Annotated in this window: 15 protein-coding genes; 8 read left to right on the top strand and 7 right to left on the bottom strand. The window is 67.4% G+C overall.

Annotated features, from left to right (window positions below):
* Positions 1–63 precede the first annotated feature (63 nt).
* The gene (locus tag ABOD76_RS07535) at positions 64–285 is read left to right on the top strand and encodes a hypothetical protein (protein WP_350244190.1); all 222 of its coding nucleotides are present in this window, start codon (positions 64–66) and stop codon (positions 283–285) included.
* Positions 286–953: 668 nt separating this feature from the next.
* Here ABOD76_RS07535 and ABOD76_RS07530 read toward each other — a convergent pair.
* Positions 954–1,136: a hypothetical protein gene (locus ABOD76_RS07530; RefSeq protein WP_350244189.1), complete on the bottom strand. Its 183-nt coding sequence runs from the start codon at positions 1,134–1,136 to the stop codon at positions 954–956.
* A 308-nt stretch (positions 1,137–1,444) separates the two neighbouring features.
* Between ABOD76_RS07530 and ABOD76_RS07525 the strand changes: the two genes are divergently transcribed.
* From ABOD76_RS07525 to ABOD76_RS07515, 3 genes are all read left to right on the top strand, one after another.
* Positions 1,445–1,678: a hypothetical protein gene (locus ABOD76_RS07525; RefSeq protein ID WP_350244188.1), complete on the top strand. Its 234-nt coding sequence runs from the start codon at positions 1,445–1,447 to the stop codon at positions 1,676–1,678.
* 794 nt (positions 1,679–2,472) lie between these two features.
* The gene (locus tag ABOD76_RS07520; RefSeq protein ID WP_350244187.1) at positions 2,473–3,057 is read left to right on the top strand and encodes a DUF2271 domain-containing protein; all 585 of its coding nucleotides are present in this window, start codon (positions 2,473–2,475) and stop codon (positions 3,055–3,057) included.
* Positions 3,035–3,676: a PepSY-associated TM helix domain-containing protein gene (locus ABOD76_RS07515; RefSeq protein WP_350244186.1), complete on the top strand. Its 642-nt coding sequence runs from the start codon at positions 3,035–3,037 to the stop codon at positions 3,674–3,676. Before ABOD76_RS07520 ends, ABOD76_RS07515 begins: the two co-directional genes overlap by 23 nt.
* A 93-nt stretch (positions 3,677–3,769) precedes the next feature.
* Here ABOD76_RS07515 and ABOD76_RS07510 read toward each other — a convergent pair whose 3' ends face one another.
* The gene (locus ABOD76_RS07510; protein WP_350244185.1) at positions 3,770–4,219 is read right to left on the bottom strand and encodes a cupin domain-containing protein; all 450 of its coding nucleotides are present in this window, start codon (positions 4,217–4,219) and stop codon (positions 3,770–3,772) included.
* A gap of 31 nt (positions 4,220–4,250) precedes the next feature.
* Positions 4,251–5,090, bottom strand: a complete 840-nt coding sequence (locus ABOD76_RS07505; protein WP_350244184.1) for a class I SAM-dependent methyltransferase — start codon at positions 5,088–5,090, stop codon at positions 4,251–4,253.
* 159 nt (positions 5,091–5,249) lie between these two features.
* Here ABOD76_RS07505 and ABOD76_RS07500 point away from each other — a divergent pair, with 159 nt between their 5' ends.
* Positions 5,250–8,102 carry an ATP-binding protein gene (locus tag ABOD76_RS07500; protein WP_350244183.1) on the top strand — a complete coding sequence of 951 codons (2,853 nt, stop codon included), beginning with the start codon at positions 5,250–5,252 and terminating at the stop codon, positions 8,100–8,102.
* 152 nt (positions 8,103–8,254) lie between these two features.
* Here ABOD76_RS07500 and ABOD76_RS07495 read toward each other — a convergent pair whose 3' ends face one another.
* Complete coding sequence (locus tag ABOD76_RS07495) at positions 8,255–8,491, bottom strand: hypothetical protein (RefSeq protein WP_350244182.1); 237 nt, start codon at positions 8,489–8,491, stop codon at positions 8,255–8,257.
* 820 nt (positions 8,492–9,311) lie between these two features.
* Between ABOD76_RS07495 and ABOD76_RS07490 the strand changes: the two genes are divergently transcribed.
* Positions 9,312–10,625, top strand: a complete 1,314-nt coding sequence (locus ABOD76_RS07490) for a lasso peptide biosynthesis B2 protein (RefSeq protein WP_350244181.1) — start codon at positions 9,312–9,314, stop codon at positions 10,623–10,625.
* A gap of 200 nt (positions 10,626–10,825) precedes the next feature.
* Here the strand turns inward: ABOD76_RS07490 and ABOD76_RS07485 are convergent, their stop codons facing one another.
* Together ABOD76_RS07485 and ABOD76_RS07480 are read right to left on the bottom strand one after the other, a co-directional pair.
* Positions 10,826–11,782 (bottom strand): NAD-dependent epimerase/dehydratase family protein, encoded by a 957-nt coding sequence (locus ABOD76_RS07485; protein WP_350244180.1) that lies wholly within the window; start codon positions 11,780–11,782, stop codon positions 10,826–10,828.
* A gap of 167 nt (positions 11,783–11,949) precedes the next feature.
* On the bottom strand, positions 11,950–13,905 hold the full coding sequence (locus ABOD76_RS07480; RefSeq protein WP_350244179.1) for an FUSC family protein: 1,956 nt from the start codon (positions 13,903–13,905) through the stop codon (positions 11,950–11,952).
* A 969-nt stretch (positions 13,906–14,874) separates the two neighbouring features.
* On the opposite strand from ABOD76_RS07480, the gene ABOD76_RS07475 reads away from it, so the two are divergent.
* Positions 14,875–16,260 (top strand): S8 family serine peptidase, encoded by a 1,386-nt coding sequence (locus tag ABOD76_RS07475; protein WP_350244178.1) that lies wholly within the window; start codon positions 14,875–14,877, stop codon positions 16,258–16,260.
* Between the two features lie 106 nt (positions 16,261–16,366).
* Positions 16,367–19,000, top strand: coding sequence for a tetratricopeptide repeat protein (locus tag ABOD76_RS07470; protein ID WP_350244177.1), 2,634 nt, complete (start codon positions 16,367–16,369; stop codon positions 18,998–19,000).
* A gap of 4 nt (positions 19,001–19,004) precedes the next feature.
* Here ABOD76_RS07470 and ABOD76_RS07465 read toward each other — a convergent pair whose 3' ends face one another.
* Positions 19,005–19,436, bottom strand: a complete 432-nt coding sequence (locus tag ABOD76_RS07465; RefSeq protein ID WP_350244176.1) for a hypothetical protein — start codon at positions 19,434–19,436, stop codon at positions 19,005–19,007.
* Between the last annotated feature and the right edge of the window lie 150 nt (positions 19,437–19,586).

Here is a 19,586-nt window from a genome sequence, read left to right as displayed (position 1 = left end):
ATGAATGCCACGTGCTACCCCTGTGGTATGAAGATGCGTCGACGGGTCATCAGGATGTGGTCGATGTATATCGCCCTGGGACTTCTCTGTGCTGGATTTGTGGGTCTTCAGCTGGCTGGCGCGCCAGCAGAGTGGTTGACCGGAGGAGCGGCCCTGGTGATGGCCGCCGTGTGCGGGGCGGCGGCATTGGAACGACAGCAGTACGGCGACTCCCGTTCCCAGGTCCTGGGCTTTCTGGTGCTCGCCGGTGCATTGGTGATCGTGGCTGGCCTGTCTATCCTCTGACGTCATTTGCTGAGTCAGAATCACAGGGACGGGGGCCAGACCTGTGATCTAACTGCTCCCTGTAAATCCCATGCCGCAGTCGCCGGCCAAAACGCCTTAAGCCGCACCAGGCGTACCGGGCAAACGACCTGTAGCTATTTCTCTTCTCCAGAAGGACATACGTGTCGCGGCTGAGTTTGACGAAGCGCATCGCGTTCACCATCCTGTAGATCCACGTCCGTATCAGGGCGAGGTCACCCTGGAAAACACGGTCGGCGGTCTTCGCCGGCTACGGTCCCGCTCACTGGAGCTTGGCCTCGGTATACAAATGCTTCTCCGAGGCCAGGCCAAGCCCGGCTTCCGACACGGTGTTTCATTGAAGCCCAACGCAGCCGTCACCTCCGCCCGACTTGATCCGGCTGCAATCAACCTGCGCGCCTGACGGTAGGTCTAGATGCCGGCTTCCACGCGCTACTCAACTCCGTACTGCAAGGCATTTGGATCCAGGGCTCTGGTCTTGTAGCCCTACAGAACGTGCAGCTCAGAAAGGATGATGCCCTTGGCCAGCTAGCCGCGTAGCCATGCTTCGCTCCAGTACAGCGGCAGCCCGCGTTCCAGCAGCTTCGCTCCCGGCTGCTGGTGGCCTCGCGCCTTCGCTTCCGCCCGGACAGCCATCAGTTACTGAGGCGTCAGCGTGACGCGAAACCGCTGAAATGCGTCTTCAGGATTCGCTGGACCGTCTGGTCCCGGTCCGTACCAAATCCCAGGGCGAGTTCGTCCAGGGCCGCGATCATGTAACCCCGCGGGGTCAGCTGAAGCCGCACCAGGGCATCCTGGGACGCCTGCCGCTTGATCCCTACATCCTGCCGCACCTGAACCACCCGCCGCCACGCTGTTCATCCCTCTACGCCATCTCCACGTCCGATGGGACCGGCGCGCACCGGGTCATTGTCCGCATGGTCGAGCTCAGCAGGGGCCTGACAGGTCGACCTGAGGGCTGCTCTTGTTCCGGCATTCCACTGAGTGGGAGTCACGGCAGTAATTGGTCTTAGGGTGCCTCCCGTGGGAGTGAGCAGATCAAGGTGGGATGCAACAATGCCGAAGGAGAGCTCTCGACTGTGTGATCTCCTGCTCAGTGGACGCGCACGTCCTAACATGGACTGACGTTCACACTGTGCAGATGACTCGAGACCCACGTGACGAAGCGCGGCTCCGTGAGGTGGCCGGACTCCTGGAGAAAGCTGAGGCCTGCCTGGACGACGCCCAGCAGGTAATCGATCATGTTCGGGAGGACCAGCAGGAGATCCGGCAGGCGCTGACCCAGCAGCGTGAAGCCGTTGGGATCGCGTGGGAGGCCCTGACCCATCTGCACCCGCAGGAGAGTCTGCCGCATCCGCCCAAAACCGAGAACTGACCCGTTCACGCGCCTCAGGCGGCGTTAGGGAACAGCCCCGACCAGCGCTGCCGGCTCCGTTTTTCGATCAGTCAGGCCATCGGGGAACGGTCCTGGCCACCGATGATCATCCGCATCCCCGAGGCCAGGTGCGACTCGGGTACCGGAAACAGCCGTTTTTAAGGTCCCCCAGAACGGAAACCTTGCGGATCTGCAGTGTATAGGCGCTTTGGAACTGGTCGGATGACCGCAGGTGCACTTCTTGACTGGTGAAGAGGACCCGTATCGTGGCCTGAAGCTGAACGATCAGGAGAGAAGGGCATGTCATTCCTGGCTCCTGAAGCTGACCTGCGGCGTCTGGGTGAGCCTCAAGCGGAACCAGTTCTGGAGTTCACCTGGACGAGGTTCACCAGCATCATCACTTCAAGCACGCAAAGTTGAAGCGCTGGTGGAATGAAGGACGATGGAGAACGCTGACGGCCCTTAGACGCTGCAGTGCGCCTGATGCGTCAGGCGCACTGCTCTGGCAGGAACACTGAGCAGCAGCTCGGGCCGGTCTGCGCGCCTTGAGAACTCAACTCGCCTGCACCACGCAGCGCCAGCTCAAGTGGGCATTCTCCTGGCCTGGGGCCGAGCCACGCTGCTTGGCCTACCGCAGGGTGAAGCGAGACTCACTGACACTCGCTGGGAACAGTCAGGCGGGTCAGCTGCTCCCGTCTGCGCCGCATCTGCACAATCTCTTAACACTGGATTAATCGGCATACGCCAGACTCTCAGGGTCCGTCCCGCTCACACCCTTCCCTCCAGGAGTCTCCATGCGTCACACCATCAAAAACGGCCGCATCACCCGGCGCAGCTTTCTGATCCACAGCACCGTCGCCAGTCTCTCACTGGCCCTCGGCGGCCGTTTCGCCTCGGCCCAGGCCGCCAAACCTAAGTGGAACGCGGCCATGGAACTAGCCGTCACCTTCACGACCGTGGATTCCGGCACCGGGCGCTACCAGCGACCCTACGTGGCGGTCTGGATCGAGGATGCCGCCGGCACCCCAGTGCGAACGCTGAGCATCTGGATGCTGTCGCCCCCACGCGGCACCCGCTACCTCGATGAGCTCCGCCGCTGGTACGGCGAGGCCACCGACAACCCGGTGCTCACCAACGGCACCACCAGCAGCCCCACCCGGCCCGCCGGCACCTACACCGTCACCTGGGACGGCAAGACCGACAAGGGCGCGCTGGTCAATCAGGGCGACTACTACGTCTGTGTCGAGTCAGTACGCGAGCACGGCCCGTACAGCCTGGTGCGCGGCAAGGTCACGCTGGCCTCGGCCCCGCTGACCCACAAGCTGCCGGACGACAGCGAGCTGAAGGGGGTCAGCGTTGAGCTCCGCAAGCACGCCTGAGGGCGAGCGGCCCGCCCGCGCCGCCCGCCGTCCCCGCACCTTGAAAAACCGCAGCTATCAGGTGGCGCGCTGGCTGCACGTTTACACTTCGATGATCAGCCTGCTGATCGTGCTGTTCTTCTCGGTGACCGGCGTGATGCTCAACCACCCGGACTGGACCTTCGGGAGCAGCGAGACTCAGCAGACCGTCAAGGGGACCCTGCCGGCCAACTGGCGCTCAGGCGACGCGGTGGACTGGTTGCGGGTGACGGCGGCGCTCCAGGCCCAGTCCGGACTGAAGGGCATTGCCGGAGACTTCCGCACCGCGTCGGACAGCGATTCGGTCAGCTTCCGCGCCCCCGGTTACAGCGCCCAGGTAGACATCGATCCCAAAACTGGCAGCTATACCGCCAACGTGGATGCTCAGGGCTGGGTGGCGGCGATCGGCGACCTGCACCGCGGCCGGGATGCCGGGAGCGCGTGGTCAGTGGCGCTGGACCTGGCCGGCTACTTCCTGATCCTGATCGCGCTGACCGGGCTTGCCATGCTGCTGTACCTCAAGAAGCTGCGGCTGTCCGGCCTGCTGACGCTGCTGGTCGGCGCTGTGGTGGTGTTCGGCCTGATGCGGCTGGCACTGTAAGACAGCCGGAGGGACTCAACGGGTTCCCTTCAACCAGAAAAGGCGGCGGTGGAGTTCGGAAAAGTTTTCCAAACTCCACCGCCGCTCTCTTCGCTATTTGCGTGGATCCAGGCTTGGATCCGCGTATGTGATCTCGAAGGGGCCCTGCAGGTGCACCTGCACGACGGTTTCCTCGTCTGTCCAGACGGAGTGGTTCATCTTCTCGGGCAAGGCGACGAACCCGCCGGCCTTCAGAAGCGTCCCTGCCGCCTCGTCCAGCTTGTCGCCCATGCCCACGTGCAAGCTGCCACTGATGACGGTGACGTCCTCCTGGGTGGGGTGCCAGTGGGCGGGTACCTGGTATCCGGCGGGGAAGCGCAGCCGCAGCGTGACGCGCACGTCCTTGCCGGGATCGCCGTCCAGCACGACCAGCTCGGCGCCCGCCGGCAGGAAGGGTGGCGCGGGGCTCCACTTCAGGTCACTGGTGTTGCTGCCCTGAGAGCCGGCTAAGCCCATAGCCAAAAAGGCCACGGTGCAGATCAGACGGCCGGGTCGGGTGAGCATGGCATTCCCTCCTGGGCGGTAAGGGCGGTGCTCACGCGCGGGTGGCCCGCACGATCAGCAGTTCCGACTCCAGCCGGGTGGACCCGTCGGTCGCCTGGTTGTGGTCCGCCCAGTGCGCTTCCAGGTCCGCCCGCAGCGCCGCCTGCCCCGGCTCGTCCAGCCCGGCGAAGGCGCGGTTGGTGGGCCCGTAGTACGTGCGGTAGACCTCCACCACCTCAGCCGGTCCGAACGGGTACGCGAACGGGTAGGCGAAGCGCTCGAAGCGCAGCTCGCTCACCCCGGACCCCAGCCGCGCCCGGACCGTGTCTTCGTCACCCCACAGCATCGGCGAGGGCACCAACGGACTGGGTGGCACGTGGCGGCCAATCACCCGGAACATGCCCCCGATGAAACTCTGCGGGGTCCAGTTGCCCAGCACGATCCGCCCGCCCGGCCGCGTGACGCGCAGCAGCTCCGACACAACCCGCTCCGGGCGCGGGGCGAACATCACGCCGACCAGACTGCTGACCACCTCGAAGCTGGCGTCCGGGTAGGGGAGCGCCTCGGCGTCTCCCTCGTCGAGCCGCACCTTCAGGCCCTCCTGCTGAGCCCGCTGCCTGGCCTGCGCGATCAGGTTCGACGCGAGATCCAGGCCGGTGGCGTCCACCCCCGCACGGGCCGCTGGGATGACCAGCTGGCCGGCACCGCACGCGACGTCCAGGTACGGCTCGCCAGACTTGAGCTGTAGGCCCGCCAGGAACGTCAGCGCGCCGGGTTCCAGGTACGTGGCGAACACGCCGTAGTCGCCGCTCTCCCAGGTGGCCTTGAGTTTCGCCTTCAGGCCCTGCATTTCGGGGCTAAGGGCGCTGCTGGAGGTGCTGCTTGCCGTCATGGGTTCCTCCTGACCGGACGGATGCTGGGCGATTCCCCGCGGATGCCCAGTGTGCGTCAAGTGTAGGGGCGGCCCCGCCGGGAGGGGTACGGGGTTCTACGGTAGGCGCGCGCGGTACTACGGTCCGGCGCCATCTCTTGGGCAGGCGTACGCTGGATCATGGACACGCGCTCCAGACCCCCGGTGCTGATCGGCCGTGAACCCGAACAGGCCCTGCTGAGGGCCGCGCTCGAGCGGGCGCGCGGCAGACAGGGCCAGCTGCTGCTGATCGTGGGCGAGGCCGGGATCGGCAAGACCCGGCTGGTGGACGCCACGGTGCGGGACTTGGCGGTGCCCGCCCTTCACGGCCCGTCGCGCGAGGGCCGCCTGACCGCGCCCTACGCGCCGTTCGCTGACGCGCTTCGGTCGTACTTGGCGGCTGCGCCGGGCGCGCTCGACCACCTGCTGGGCCGCGAGCAGCTGGCGCTGCTGCTGCCGGAGCTCGGCCTGTCCCTGCCGGAGGGGGGCGGCACCCCCACCGCCTTCCAGGAGGCGCTGCTCGGCGCGCTGACCAGCCTGACGAGCGCCTGGCCGGCTGTGCTGGTGCTGGAGGACCTGCACTGGGCCGACCATGCGACCCTGGACCTGCTCCCCGCCCTGGCCGACCGGCTGGACAAGCTGCCGCTGCTGGTGATCGGCACCTACCGCCGCGAGGACCTGCCGCGCCTGCACCCGCTGCGCCGCGTGCGTCAGGAGCTGCGCCGGGCCGGCACGCTGCACGACCTCACGCTGGAACCGCTGGACGCGGTCGCCACGGCAGCCCTGGCAGCTGAGCAGGGTGGGGCGCCGCTGACCGCACCGCTCGCCCGACTGGTGTACGACCGCACCGAGGGCGTGCCGCTGTTCGTGCACGAGTTCCTGCATGCGCTGCGCTCGGCCGGACGGCTGGAATCGGGTCTGGACGGCACGCTGACCCTGCGGCCGGGGCCGGACCTGGAGGTGCCGCTGACCCTCGATCGCCTGAGTGACCGCGCGCGCCAGGCCGCGGAGACCGCCGCGGTGCTGGGCGCCAGCTTCGACGCGAACCACCTGCTGGACCTGATCCAGGACGACGCCGCGTTCGACTCGCTCACCGACGGCGGGGTCCTAACCCTGGACGGCCCGCACGCCACCTTCCGCCACGCCCTGATCCGCGACGCCATCTACGCCGGGATTCCCTGGGCCCGGCGGCGCACCCTGCACCGGCTGATCGCCGCGCAGCTGGACCGCGCGGGCGCTCCACCTGGCGTGACGGCCGGGCACTGGCTGGCCGGGCAGGAACCGGAACGGGCCCGCGCCGCCCTGCTGGTGGCCTCCACCGCTTTCTGCCGCCTGCACGCCTACCGGGACGCCGCCGACGCCGCGGGCCGGGCCCTGGAACTGTGGCCTAATGGCGTCGACGAGCAGCAGCGCCTGGATGTGCTCGACCAGCTGGGGCGCTGCGCGCAGGCGTGCGGCCAGCTGCCCGAAGCGGCCCGTGCGTGGCGGGAGGCGGCCCAGGCCCGCCGTGACGCCGGGGACCCGGCCGGCAGCGGGGCCGCGCTGCGCCGCTATGCCGGAGCGCTTGAACTGCAGGGCCTGTGGGAGCAGGCCCTGGAAGCCCGCCGCGCTGCCGCCGACGCCTTCGACGCGGCTGGGCAGGTGGCCGCCACCGAGGAACGCCTCGCCGTGGGCACGGCGCTGCGCGCCACCAGCCGCAACACCGCTGCCCTGGACGTGCTCGCCCAGGCCCTGACCGGTGCCCGTCAGGCGGGCCGCCGCGACCTGGAAGCCCGCATCCTCGGCCAGATGGGAAACGCCCGTGTGCGCGCGGGTCAGGTCGCGGAAGGCCTGATGGACGCCCGCGCGGGGCTCGCCCTCGCCCTGGAAGACGGGCACACCGCTGCGACGGCCGAGGTGCTTCACCGGCTTGCCGACAGTCTGGAACACGCTGGCGATTACGCGGGTGCCCGCAGTGCCTACGTGGACGCCATCGAGGCCTGCGCTGAGGGTGGCCTGCCGGACTTCGCCTGCCGGGCGTGCATGGCCGTGCCGCTCTACCAGATGGGCGACTGGAATCAGGCGGCCGCCGAGTGCCGCCGGGTCCTCAGCTCACCCACGGCGTCGGCGGTGCCGCGCGCCGTGGCGAACGCCATGCTCGGCACCGTGCTCGCCCACCGGGGACAGACGGGCCGGGCGGGGCCGGCCCTGCACGACGCGCTGGCCTCCTCCCGGCAGCTGGGCCTGGTGGCGGTGCAGCTGCGCGCCCTGTGGGGCCTGGCGCTGATGGAAGAGGAGGGCAACCCTGCGGCCGCCGCCACCTGGACCGGGACGCTGCTGGACGTCTGGAACTCGTCCGAGGACCACTACCACGTCCTGTTCCCGATGCGCTGGGCTGTCACGCTGTACGCCCGCCTGGACGCCGGTGCGGAGCTGCGCCGCGCGTCCACCGCCCTGGGCCGCGCCGCCGAACTGAACGGAGGTGCTGTGGCGTACTCAGCGCTGGCCCACGCGCTGGGGGAACTCGCCGCTGCGGACGCGCAGCTGGAATCTGCCGCGCAGCAGTTCGACGTGGCGGCCACCCTCCTGCGCGACACGAACACGCCCTTCGAGGAAGCCTCCACCCGCCTGCGGCTCGGGCAGGTGCTTGCCAGCCTGAAGCGCCCAGACGAGGCTGCCCTGCACCTGAACTGGGCGTACCGCGCGGCCCGCACCCTGAACGCCCGCGCTCTCGCTATTCACGCCGCCCAGGCGCTGGAGGATATCGGTCAGCCGATCAGTCCCAGCCCGGCCGGCACCTCGAACGCCATCGGCCTTACGGCCCGGCAACTAGAGGTGCTGCGGCACGTCGCTCTGGGGCTCACCGACCGCGCCATCGCGCACAACCTGCACCTCAGCCCACGTACGGTCGAGATGCACGTGGGCCGCATCCTCGCCAGCCTGGACAGCCACACCCGCGCCGAGGCGATCGGGAAGGCCGCCCGGCTGGGCCTGCTGGGGAACCCAACAGCGTAGAAAACGAACGCCATTGGCCACTAAACAGCAAGGGCAGGTCTGGAAATCATCACAGACCTGCGTCATTCCATGCATGCATTGTTCTGCGTCCAGACGGCCGGGCTCTACAAGGGCCTGCTGCTTAAAGGAGCAAATTCTGTTAAGCCCTTGATTCAGGGATAGAGGTCGTATCCAGCCTCGCCGAGCAGCTGTTCCAGGCGTTGCTTCGCCAGTTGGATGTCGGCCGAGCGCTCGGCCTCAATGGCGACCTTGATGGGGCGGCCAGGACGGGCGCGGGGGAGGGTCCAGGTGACGTCCACCAGCTGTTCGTCGTCCTGGAGTTTGCTGACGGCCGCTTTGACGGCCTTTTCTGGGATGCCGGCGTGGATGGCCATGTCGTCTTTCATCATCTGCAACGGTAGCGGTTTTGACCCGCCTCCGTTGTAAATAGATGCCGAATCGGCGGCTTGACTGGCCATTGCTATGTGGCAGCTCGGCGCGTCACGCTGGCTTAGATGACGTAGAGCGCAAGTTGTGGACAGCTTGCAGCATGGAGTTCGTGGTGAATGGACCGCCTAGCAGTCGGAGCGAGGGGAGGCCAACTGCCACAAACTTGCCTTTTTGCCGGACAAAATTCCATCAAGCGCAAGTGGGGCCTCTCCATAGCACGTGAAAGAAAAATGAAATTTTTACTCATTATTATCGATAACAGGAAATACACGGCTCCGTCAGACGAGGCGTCACTACAGCTGCTGACACTGGTGGTTGTTGCACTGCGAGCGCTAAAGAATGGAGATTTATGAACCTCATCCCGGTCCACTCCTACCCGTCTTCCTCCATCAAGAATTCTGCTGAGCCCGCTTCTCCTCAGGTGGTTCAGCGTCAACAGTATGCTCAACCGACCGTTGAGCTGGTTGGACACTGGCAGAACCTAACATTGACCCTGAGCATTGGGGGCGACGTCGACCCTTGCGCTGGCGGTTGCTACGAGTATTGAGGGGAAGCGCCGGTAGACGGCTAATAGAGCATTCCGACGCTCTGTTCTGTCCGAGATAGGCGTCAGACTTGTGCACGCAGATATGAGCGCTTAGCTCCATGCTCGCCTGTTGGTTTTTGGATCAAACAACGAAATGATAACCCCAACTTGGCGCTTGGCTTGTAAAGCTGGGGTCAATCGCGTCCATCCTGGCGTATCCATGAGCGCCTGCATGCGGCCTCTATAATGCTGGCATGACGAGCCGCCTGGCAGCCCTGCTGCTTCAGGACATCCCGGACGTGCAGCCGGAAGATATTCCTCACTTGCAGAAATCAAGCGTGGTAGGGGAACTCTGTGCCCGCTTGCCAGCTGATCATCCGATGCAGGTCCCCCTGCGGGCCGCGCGGCTCGGATTGAGCGTACGCAACGAGCGTATTCGTCAAGCCATGCGGCCGCTGCTCGAAGCGTGGCATCGCCAGGGGATCCGGAGCATTCTCCTTAAGGGCTTTGCATTCGCCGAGTTTGAATACCCTCAGGCAAACCGGCGTTTTTTCGGAGATGTGGACGTGCTGCTGCACGAGAAAGATCTCAGGACTGCGATTGAGGCTGCCCGCTCCATCGGGTGGACAACCGACTTTTTAGCGACTCACCCCCAGCTGTGGTCGCACGAGATGGCCCACCTGTTCAGCCCAGGGGGCAAAGTGCGTCTGGATGTTCACCGCGCGTTGACCATCCTTCAGCCGCGCAAGCAAAGGCAGCAGCTGACGTCCGCGTTGTGGGCCGCGAGTAGAGAAGTCGACTGGAACGGAATCCCAGTGGGTCTACTGGATCCCCGTGATATGGCCTTGCATCTGGCCCTTTCACGTGCCTGGAGTGGAGACCGGGGCTTCGTCAAACCAGCCGATTATGTTGATCTGCGTCAGTTGATCCTGCGCCACCAGCTCACGCCAGACCAGATCGAAGCGCGAGCACAGAAGCTGGGTCTCACTTCAACATGGCAGGCGTATCAGTCCGTTTGTAACCCCTGGCTCTCCAGCTTGCATCTGGGAGATGCACAGGCAGCCCGCCGGCTGCGTCAGGCCGCAGAGCGAGATGGCCGACAGCGTGAGTGGCAACGGGTCGTGACAACACGCCTGCGTCGTCTGCCTCCTATCGCGAGGGCACTGCTCCAAGTCATACCTGACGTGGTGATCGTGAGTCTGTTGCTGCGCAGACGCCAGCCACCTCAGCGCCTGTTGAAGCACTGGACGTTGAGCACGTCACGTCAGGGTGTCACCGACATGCACCGGTACGAACTAATCCGCGGTGTTTTCTGGCTCACGCGGCTGCTGTATCCCCGAAGCAAGGGGGACTGCGTGCCCAAAGCAATGGCCACCCACCGTGCGTTGGTACGACGTGGCTACCCAGCCGTCTTTGTCAGTGGCGTCCGACGAATGGCAAGCGGGCAGATCGAGGGCCATGCCTGGGTCGAGGGTCCAGACGGGCCCCTGGATGACTACGAACGTGGCCAACAGCGTTTGCGGTACGAAGTGCTCTTCGAGCATCGCACCGAACCTATGGCGCGGTGAGTGTAAGTGGCGCCCGGTAAGACGCACCCTTGACCCTCTTTCAGCGTCAGGCCAATTGCCGGCGCACTGCTGAGGTGGACCACGCTCGACCGGATGAGCGAGGAGCCGTGGGGCGGCTGTGGCCTCCTACGGTCAGTCGGAATGGGAGCGTTTCTGCTAAGTGGCGCAGCGCCGTGTCATCCAACTGACCGGATTCGAGGCTAAGCCACCGTCACAAGGCCATCCTCAATCAGGGCATTCAACGACTCGCGCACCCCCTGGAGGGATGAATACCGGGGAACGTACCTCAACCGTCGGCGGGCCTTGTCGATGCTGCAGTTCGGGCTGCGCTGGATGTGCTCCAGGGTCGCTTCGGCATCTTTGGCTGAGACCTGCTCCCGCCAGGTCTCGAATGGCTGGAACGTCAGGTTCGCAGCATGCCCGAACCATCCCGACACCGCTTCCGCATAGCCACGCAGCGTCACGGCAGCGGGCGAGACGAGGTGAAAGGCCTCGCCCACGGCCGAGCTCCAATGGGTCAGCGCCTGTTCGAAACCCTGCGCCACGTCGTCGGCGTGGACGTGATGCACCGTCTCCATCCCGAAGTTGGGCAGCGCCAGCTCCTCCCCACGTGCCAGCGTGCTGAACACCGCCGGATTGAAGTGCCCGGCTGGATTGAGCGGGCTCCAGCCAGGGCCGACGATGTGCCCAGGGTGCAGCACGGTGGCGGGGAAGCCCCGCTGCCTCGCCTCGGACAGCAGGTCACGCTCGATGGCCGCCTTGGCCACGCCGTACTCGCCGAAGGGGCGGCGGGGTGCGGACTCCGGGGTGGGCACCACTTCGCTGTGCCCATGCACCCAGATGGTCCCGCAGTGCAGGAAATGCTGCACCTGGTCACGCAACGCGTCGACCAGCTGGCGGTTGCTTTCCGGGGTGAAACAGATCAGGTCAATGACCGCGTCCGGCTTAAGCGCCAGAATCTCGCGTCCGAACTCTCCCGCCGCCTCGGCCGCTTGTCGGTCGAGCGTGACCTGCTGCACGGCCTTCCACTCGCCCCGCTGCTGATACGGTTCGCGCTGCCCCCGGCTGACCGTGACGACCTCGGCCCCCGAGGCCACGAGGCGCGGAATGAGGGCGGTGCCGATGTGGCCGGTGGCGCCAATGACGACGATTCGCATGTGGTGCTCCTTTCGATGAACCTTTCGCCGGATGATGACACGCGCTGTTCGACCACAGCGAGCGCACTGGCCTACCGGTGTCCTGCGATCCGGACCAGACGGTCCTATGAGGGGCGTCATCATCTCTGGCTGCCATGGGCCGCCGTACCCAAGGTTGGATTCAACCGTTACCCTGGCGGCTGTGTGCCCATGGACCCAGCTTGACCGTCCTGCGTCGGTCCTGGCGAATACTGCCCAAGGGTGGCGTGCAATTCCGCCGTCTCGCCCAGGCACCCCGTCAGCTCGTTGTGGAGCTTGTCCGGGCGAAGAACGGCGCCTGCCTCCACCTGAGCCTGGATGGCCAGGAGCTCCGCCGCGTTCGCATTCAGCCGGGTCAGGAGCTGCTGGGCGAGCGGCCTGGGCAATGTGCCGGCCCAGTGCGGCTCGACGAGCGCGCTCTGCAGCAGCTCATCGGCCCGCAGGCGCCACCGGCGGGCGTGGCCACGCTGTTCCTCCACCGGCTCCGCGACCGTCCCACCCATCCACCTCGCCAGCCCCTCGGCGTACCCCTGCTGCGCCTTCACCGCCTCCAGCAGCACGTCCCAGAGGTGCGGGGCATGCCAGGTGGGCCAGACGAGGTAACTGCCCATCGCGATGACGCCGCCCAGCAGGGTGGCCAGCAGCCGCTGCGCGCTGAGGTCGGCCACCGGACCGGACAGGCCCGCCGCACTCAGCGAAAGGATGATGTAGACGGTGATGGCCGCCGAGAACACCGCGTAATTGGTCAGGAACAGGGCGTACGACAGCCAGGCAGCCATGATCAGCAGACCGGACAGCGCCAGCCCCGCTGGATGCAGCACCAGCATGATGCTCATGGCCAGAACGACGCCCACCCCGGTTCCGGCGATGCGGGTCACGCCACGGTGGACCGTGACGGAGAACTCAGGGCGCAGGACCAGACACACGGTCAGGGGAATCCAGAACCCGTTGGGGATGTGCAGCAGACGTTCGGCGAGGGTGGCCAGCGTCATGGCCCCCGTGAAGCGCACCAGATGGCCCTGAAGGACCGGACGGAGGGCAGGGGAGGGCACTTGCACCGGGGCGAGCCGTTCCGATCCTGTTCCGGCCGCTGGTGCCCCAGACGGGCGCAGGAACTGCAGGTGCAGCAGCATAATCCGGGTCCAGTGCGCGTACGCCTGGTGGGCCGCCCGGCTCGTCTCGGGCAGCTGGTCCTCCATGGCCACCACGGCGCGTTCAAAGTCGTTTAGGCGGTTCGGAGGGAGTCCAGGCGGATGTCCTGCCCGGAGTTGCTGCACCACCGTTCCGAGGAGGTCTTCTAGCAGCTTCAACGCGGCGTTCGCCTGCGCTTCACCGACCGCTCCGGTCTGACGAACCAACGCGTCGGCCTGAGCAAAGCCGACGAGTGCGGCGTGCAGCCCTTCGCCCTGGCGCAGCGCCTGGAGCAGCGTGAGATGTTCCCGCCGCGCGCCAAGCCGGTGGGCGTCGGCCAGGATCACCCTGGCGTTCTGAAACGGCAGCACACCGGGCAGCCGACTGCCGCTGCCGGATGCCAGGGAGGCCACGAACCTCGCCAGGCTGTCGTAGGCGGCCGCAACGGCATTCCGCTCGGCGCGGCGGGGACTGGCCGGCCACACCATCACCAGCAGCAGCGTCTGGATCAGACCGCCGGCCAGCACCAGCCCGGCGGTCCCGAACGGCCCGAGCCCCGGATTCGGGAAGCCCAGCAGCAGGGTCTGCATGGTGAACGCCTGAATAATGACGGTGTTCGCGCCAACCGCCGTCGCCGTGTAGCGGGCCAGCACCAGACTCATCAGCGCGACGGCCAGGACGGGCAACAGGAATTGCTCGGCAAGCACAGTCCCCAGCCCCGCCGCCAGGGCCATCGCCGCGCTGACGGTGAGCATCAGCCGAGCCCGAGCGCGGTAGGCACCGTGAAACGAGGCCATGCCCGCCATCAGGGCACCGAGTGCGGCGACGACGCCCCAGGTTGGATGACCGGTGGCTGCGCCCAGAAGGATGGGGATGGCCACGCCGAGCGCCGACCTGAACGCCAGCCACGGCCGGAACTGCGTCCAGTTGAGCCGGAGGGCGGCGCGGAGAATCAGGGTACGGCGGTTCAGCATTGGAGAGGCGAGGCAGCCCATCAGGCGCCGTGCTTGGCGATCCTATACCCACCCGTGCGGGTGATTCCGTTGTGGGCTAGGTCGGTCATCAGGGTGTCCTGCGCTCCAGGGGACCATGGGACATCCTGCTGGGTCTATGTGCGACTCAGCCGGCGCATGGACCGACCGAGGACTTTTCTAAGGAACCGACGTGGGTCTGCTTTCAGGATCTCAGCAGAAAAGGTGTCAGGAAGCTTGGCTGTCTGAGGGTGTCAGAGTGGCGGTCTGTGCGGTGAAGTCTATCTGCCAGGGCAGCGTTTGGACTGTTGCACCCCACAGTGCCCAGCACGCCGGGCGCCTTCTCGTGGCTGCCCTTGCGTCTTCAGTAGCCGTTGGCGTTAGAACGTTGTGGCAGTGGGAGGTGGCCTTCCAGGCCAATGGAGAATGGCCGAACACGTGGCCGTCTGCTCGGCGCAGAGGAGACGGGAGTGCAAGAGCTTCCGCATGGGCCATCGTCGCCTGCATCTCTGGTAATCAGCCCTCATCGTCTGGTGAATGGGCTGCCGCCTCATTCAACCTGTGAAGTATTTCACACCGTGTCTTCTGAATTAGCCAGCCGTGTTTACCCCCATCCACCCCCAATTACCCTCATTATGCATGGTGGCATTGTGAAAATATCAGCTTGGGAACGAAGAATATCGAAATTGACCGTCTTTTGGACGAAGGGCAGTTATGCAGTCGAAAGTACGCGAAAAGTCGGGGAGTCGACAGAAACGAGCGCGTTCCGTCCCTTTTGCGTCAGTTGGCGGCCCCTGGCCGTCGTTTTCCTGCACCATCCCTGCCTCTGTGCCGACCTTCCTCGTCTGAGCAGCCGTGTCGTCTGCCTCCTCAGTCACCCCCACCCCCTCTGGCTAAACCTGGGATGAACCCGCTGCACGACACTTTAAAGGGGGTTGTAAGGCCCTGACAGCGACAGTGATGGTGGCTCGCATGAAGGACCGCCCCGTTCAGGAGGCGGCCCTTTATCGCTGGCGGGCCAAGGAGGATGAATTGCAGCGCTACGACATGATGTTCCTCAAAGGCCTGGGCCTGACCGCCATGCTTCTGGTGGCCGGATGTGCTCAGCAGAGCAGCCAGGCTCCCCCCACGGCGCGCGGGACGCAGTACCCCTACACGACCGCGGTGGCGGTCTCGGCCACCGACACCCAGGCGCAGATCGCGCAGCGGTACGGCGGGACCGTGCTGGTCTGGCAGCCGGACGCCGGCCTGGCGGTGCTGGGCCTGACGCACGCGCCGGACTCCAAGCGGCTGCAGGCGCTGGGTCTGACGGACCTGCCGGTCATCGAGCCCAACCAGAACGTGTACGACGCCAGCGGCACGGCCAGCGCCTGGGCAGGGCAGGATCCCCACCTCGACGCAGCAGGCCGCGCCTACGTCTGGAGTGGCGGCCGGGCCTACGTCTGGAGCGGTGGGCGCGCCTACGTCTGGAGCGGCGGCAACGGGGTGGTGGGTGGCCTCTCCGAGAACAGCGAAGCCTGGAACCAGATCGGCCTGCCGGCCGCCTGGGCCGCCGCGCCGAAGCTGGGCGAGGGCGTGAAGGTCGCGGTGATCGACAGCGGCATCGACCTGAACCACGAGATGTTCCAGGGCTCGCTGGTGGACCCGGCCGACCGCTGGGACTTCGTGGGCAACGACCCGGTGCCGCAGGAGGAGGGCGGCTTTACCGATGAGGCGTTCGGCCACGGCACCAACGTGGCGGGCATCGTGCTGCAGATCGCGCCGCACGCGAAGATCATGCCGCTGCGGGTGCTGAGCCCCGACGGGAGCGGCGACGCGACCACCGTGGCGCAGGCGATCAACTTCGCGGTGATGCACGGGGCGCAGGTGATCAACCTGTCGCTCGGCTCGGTGGAGAAGGCCGACGTGATCCAGAAGATGATCACCTTCGCCAACAGCAAGGGCATCAACGTCGTCGCGTCGTCCGGCAACACCGGCGATGAGCGGATCACCTTCCCGGCGCAGCAGGCGGACGGCAAGTACGCCATGAGCGTCGGCAGCGTGGACCACGGCGACCACAAGTCTTCGTTCTCCACCTACGGCGACAAGCTGGACGTCACGGCGCCCGGCGAGATGGTCTGGGGCCCGGTACCGGGCAACCTCTGCTCGTACTGGAGCGGCACCTCCATGGCCGCACCGATGGTGGCCGGCTCGGTGGCGCTGGCGCGCGGCCAGTCGCTGGCCGTCAAGCCAGAGGAACTGACCGACACGCTGCTCCGGATGTCCAAGGACATCCAGCCGCTGAACCCGAAGTACGGCAAGAAGCTCAAGCGGCGCCTGGACGTGGGCCGGTTCATTCAGGCGGTCACGCTCCCCTAGCGAGAATTTGGTCAGGGGGCCTGGGGCAGACTCTGTACAAGAGTCTGCCCCTTTGTTGCCGCGCCGTCCCCGTCCTGTTCTCCTCATTCCCTCCACGGAGCCCGTCATGCAGCCACCGTTTGGTTCCCTTCCCCCCTCCGACCCGGACCAGCCCAGCGCCCAGGCGCTGCTGCACGCCGGCCGGGCGCTGCTATCCACCACGCCGCGGCGCGCCCTGGACATGGCCCAGGAGGCGCTCAGCGTGGCGACGGCCCAGGCGGACCGGGCCGGGCAGGCGCACGCGCACCTGCTGTGCGGCCAGACGCTGCACCGGCTGGCCGACCTGCAGCAGGCCGAGGCGCAGCTGAGCGCCGCCGCCGACCTGTTCGCCCTGCTCAAGGACCCGGCCCAGGAAGCGCAGGCGCTGGTGGACCGCGGCCGGGTGCTGCGCGAACTGGGCGAGCCGCAGCAGGCCGCGGAGGTGCTGGAGCGGGCGCTGCACTTCAGCGAGCAGCTGAACGACCGCGCGCTCAAGGCCACCATCCTGAATCACCAGGCGGCCCTGGCGCAGATGAGCGGGCACGCGGAGCTGGCGCTGCGGCAGCTGGAGGACGCCCTGAGCATCCGCCGCGAGCTGGGCGACCGGCTCGGCGCCGCGCAGTGCCTGAACAACATCGGGCAGGTGCGGCTCAGCCGCCACGACCTGCCGGCGGCCCTGCAGACGCTCACCGAGGCCTACGAGCTGCTCAAATCGGCCGACGACGCCACCACCAGCGCCCACTGCCTGGTGAACATCGGCTACGTCTACGAGGAGATGGGCGACCACCAGCTCAGCTACGACGCTCACGCCCGAGCCCTGCAGATGGCGCGCGGCCACGGCAACCACACGCTGGAGCTGTACTGCCTGAACAACCTCGCGGAGGCGGTCAGCAGCCTGCAGCGGCATCAGGAGGCGGCCGAGCTGTTCGCGGAGGCGCTGCAGATCGCCGAGCGCATCGGGATGCGGTCGCTGAGCGGGTCGGCGCACCATGGGCTAGGTCGCGCTGCCACGGCGCTCGGCCGACCCGCCGAGGCGCTGCCGCAGCACCGCCGGGCGCTGGAGATCGCCACCGAACTGGGCGAGCCGCAGGGCGAGGTGGACGCGCTGCTGGGCCTGGGCGAGGCGCTGCTGGCCCTGCAGCGGCCCGCCGAGGCCAGGGAGGCGCTGGAGCGGGCGCTGCCGCTGGCGGTGCAGGGTGAGCTGCAGACCCAGGTGGCGCGGCTGCGCGCGCTGATCGCGCAGGCGGCCCAGGCGACCGGCGACCTGGCGGTGGCGGTGCAGCAGCTGTGGGCGCTGCGGGCGCTGGAACAGGGCCTGTTCCGGGAGGAGCGCGAGCGGCAGACCCGGCAGCTGACGGTGCAGTTCGATGTGGAGCGAGCCCATCATGAGGCGGCCGTGTCGAACCTGCAGACCGAGATCGCCCAGCGGGCCTATCAGGAGGCCGAGGCGAAGGTGGGCGAGCAGACCCGGCGGCTGGCCCGCACCCAGGTGGAGGTGGTGACGCGGCTGGCCAACGCGGCCGAGTACCGCGACGACGTGACGGGCGAGCACACGCTGCGGGTGGGGCAGGTCTCGGCGCTGCTGGCCCGCCGGCTGGGGCTGGGCAGCGAGGAGGTGGCGCTGCTGCGGGTGGCGGCGCGGCTGCACGACGTGGGCAAGATCGGCATCTCGGACCTGGTGCTGCAGAAGCCGGCCCGCCTCACCCTGGAGGAGTTCGAGCTGATGAAGCGCCACACCCTGATCGGCGGCGAGATCCTGATGGGCGGCGAGTCGCCGCTGCTGCAGATGGCCGAGCAGATCGCGCTGTCACACCACGAGCACTGGGATGGCGGCGGCTATCCGTACCGGCTGAGCGGCGAGCAGATTCCGCTGCTGGGCCGCATCGTGGCGGTCGCGGACGTCTACGACGCGCTGCTGCACCCCCGCCCCTACAAGCGCGCCTGGACCCTGGACGCGGTGCTGGCCGAGCTGCAGCGCCAGCGCGGACGCCAGTTCCAGCCGGAGGTGGTGGACGCGCTGCTGGCGCTCCACCGCAGCGGCGAGCTGCCGCTCAGCGCGGTGGTGGACGACGACCAGCCGGTGCAGGACGTGCTGATCCGCCGCAGCGCCCTGAACGACGTGGCCCCGGTGGAGCCGCTGCCCGGCTACCCCGGCACGCCGCAGTGGCGGCTGCACGATCTGGAGCACCGCTACCGTCAGGCAGTGCAGACCATCGACACGCTGCACACCGCCGCCTTCACCGACGCCCTGACCGGCCTCGCCAACCGGCGCGCCTTCGAGGACGAACTGGAGACCGAACTGGTGCGCGCGGCGCGGCACGGCACCACCCTCAGCGTCGTCTCGATGGATCTGGACGGCCTCAAGACCGTCAACGACCGCGATGGCCACGAGCGCGGCGACGCGCTGCTGCGGCAGGTGGCGCTGGCGCTGCGCACCCACCTGGGCGCGACCGGCCGGGTCTACCGCATCGGCGGCGACGAGTTCGCGGTGGTGCTGCCGGACCTGGGCCCGGCGCAGCATCCGGCCGTCCTGCAGGAGCTCGAACAGGTGGTGCAGCGGCTGCAGGTGCAGGGCTTCGCGTCGGCCAGCGTCAGCGCCGGGATCGCGGCCTTCCCGGACGAGGCCACGGTGGAGGGCGACCTGCTGCGCCTGAGTGACCAGCGCATGTACGCGCGCAAGCTCGCCCGGCGGCAGGACCGGCTGGCGACCCGCGTCCCCTGAGCGTTCAGCCGAGCCGCGCGCAGGCCGCCCGGTAGCTCTGCTGCAGCAGCGGCAGCATCGGGGCCAGGGTCAGGGCCCGCACCAGCGAGCCTTCGAGCCGCAGCTGCCCGCTGGCCATGGCCGCCACCACGTTCAGCTCCCCGGACCAGAAACGGTGCGCGGTCGGGCCGGACATAGAGAAGCGCAGGTCCGGCGCCGGGCCGCGCCGCGCCGCGTCCCCGAAGGACACGGCCGGCGCCTCTTCAGGCGAGCGCGGGCTCTGGCCGTCCAGCAGCACCTCCAGGTCCGGGTCGCGGAACGAGAAGCCGAGCCGCAGGCGCGCCTGGGTCAGCGCGCTCGCCTGCGCGTCCGGGTAGCGGCGCGTCAGCACCTCGTGCAGCACCGCCTGAAACTCGGCGGGGTGCTGGGCGGGCCAGTCGGGGGAGAGGGGGGACACGCCCGGAGTATTCGCCCGCCCCTCCATGAGAGAGTGCAGCCGGGCGAACGGTATGAACGGCGGCGCAAGTCACGGGCGGGTCAGCCGGTAGCAGACCAGACACTTTCGGCCACGTTCAGGGCGTTTCCTGAGGGGGCGTTACCCATTCCT

The sequence above is a fragment of the Deinococcus sonorensis KR-87 genome (assembly GCF_040256395.1).
Taxonomy (GTDB): domain Bacteria; phylum Deinococcota; class Deinococci; order Deinococcales; family Deinococcaceae; genus Deinococcus; species Deinococcus sonorensis.
This window is presented reverse-complemented; position numbering and strand designations above follow the sequence as displayed.

What these genes read in the sequence shown, in the direction of transcription:
- ABOD76_RS07490 (WP_350244181.1), top strand. Translation starts at nt 9,312, where the DNA reads ATGACGAGCCGCCTGGCAGCCCTGCTGCTTCAGGACATCCCGGACGTG.
- ABOD76_RS07480 (WP_350244179.1), bottom strand. Translation starts at nt 13,905, where the DNA reads ATGCTGAACCGCCGTACCCTGATTCTCCGCGCCGCCCTCCGGCTCAAC.
- ABOD76_RS07485 (WP_350244180.1), bottom strand. Translation starts at nt 11,782, where the DNA reads ATGCGAATCGTCGTCATTGGCGCCACCGGCCACATCGGCACCGCCCTC.
- ABOD76_RS07500 (WP_350244183.1), top strand. Translation starts at nt 5,250, where the DNA reads ATGGACACGCGCTCCAGACCCCCGGTGCTGATCGGCCGTGAACCCGAA.
- ABOD76_RS07525 (WP_350244188.1), top strand. Translation starts at nt 1,445, where the DNA reads ATGACTCGAGACCCACGTGACGAAGCGCGGCTCCGTGAGGTGGCCGGA.
- ABOD76_RS07505 (WP_350244184.1), bottom strand. Translation starts at nt 5,090, where the DNA reads ATGACGGCAAGCAGCACCTCCAGCAGCGCCCTTAGCCCCGAAATGCAG.
- ABOD76_RS07520 (WP_350244187.1), top strand. Translation starts at nt 2,473, where the DNA reads ATGCGTCACACCATCAAAAACGGCCGCATCACCCGGCGCAGCTTTCTG.
- ABOD76_RS07535 (WP_350244190.1), top strand. Translation starts at nt 64, where the DNA reads ATGTATATCGCCCTGGGACTTCTCTGTGCTGGATTTGTGGGTCTTCAG.
- ABOD76_RS07495 (WP_350244182.1), bottom strand. Translation starts at nt 8,491, where the DNA reads ATGATGAAAGACGACATGGCCATCCACGCCGGCATCCCAGAAAAGGCC.
- ABOD76_RS07470 (WP_350244177.1), top strand. Translation starts at nt 16,367, where the DNA reads ATGCAGCCACCGTTTGGTTCCCTTCCCCCCTCCGACCCGGACCAGCCC.
- ABOD76_RS07510 (WP_350244185.1), bottom strand. Translation starts at nt 4,219, where the DNA reads ATGCTCACCCGACCCGGCCGTCTGATCTGCACCGTGGCCTTTTTGGCT.
- ABOD76_RS07475 (WP_350244178.1), top strand. Translation starts at nt 14,875, where the DNA reads ATGAAGGACCGCCCCGTTCAGGAGGCGGCCCTTTATCGCTGGCGGGCC.